The sequence below is a fragment of the Marinomonas transparens genome (assembly GCF_016463975.1).
Classification (GTDB): domain Bacteria; phylum Pseudomonadota; class Gammaproteobacteria; order Pseudomonadales; family Marinomonadaceae; genus Marinomonas; species Marinomonas transparens.
This window is the reverse complement of the sequence record NZ_JAEMNX010000070.1, coordinates 1-902: the sequence shown is the minus strand read 5'-3', so window position 1 is coordinate 902 and position 902 is coordinate 1. Positions and strand designations below refer to the sequence as shown.

The window sequence follows — 902 nt, the reverse complement described above, 5'->3', positions numbered from 1 at the left end:
GATGCCATCAATGATGATCACAGCGACACAATAGACACTGGCTGTTACCGGTTTACCTACCAGTATGAAGAAGCCACAGTGGATCTTGATCGTGATTTACAAGGTTTTAAGCGTCTGGTGATCACGGATGAACAGCACGATACTGAGACGACACAAACGTACTCTGTTGATTACCCTCTGACCGGTCGTTTGATCAATAAAACCATCAAAGACGCCGATACCCAACGTCTGATGGGCATAGAAGAGTATGTTTACCATAGCTGCCAGCGTGGTGTCACTGGGGCCTATGATGGCCATTGTGAGAATCTGCCCAATGGCGCGCATCGCGTATTTTTGGATGATAAGTTGCTGCACCATTACACCATGGGTACAGCAAATTATACGCTCATGACCCGTAATGGTTATTCTCAACCTCACCTCAGTAATGGTCAGCCGATTACCGTAACCTATGATGGCGATGCCCAGCGTGCCGCCGGTGATGGCGCCTATACTCGCTGTTATCTATATGTTGCCCATGTGCCAGAAGATCAGTGGTGGAAGCGTTCCTATGCTACCCATGTCAAGCAGACCCACTGGCAACCCGGTAATTGTCTTACTGCGGCTAATGATTGGGATGCAACCAATGACCTGAACATGCAGGCATTTGGCTTTGATGACCGGATGAACGTTATCGCAAAAGATGTGTATTTGGACAAAACCTCTTCCGGTGATCTGGGTGGTCATTGGCTTGGTACCGATTTCACTTACGATGATTACGGTAACCTGCTGACACAAACCCAGCCGACCGGGTTAGTGACTGAATTTTCGTATGACGCCAGCCATACCTTTGTGACGGAACAAAGCTCAATAGGGGCGGGATTAACTCTAACTTCACGCTTTGCCTATGATGCGGGAACCGGGCA

Annotated in this window: 1 protein-coding gene; it reads left to right on the top strand. The window is 48.7% G+C overall.

All coding sequences use genetic code 11. The features are described from left to right. Positions 1–902, top strand: a 902-nt coding sequence (locus I8J31_RS20675; protein ID WP_199470479.1) for a hypothetical protein, incomplete at both ends; no start/stop codon positions are given.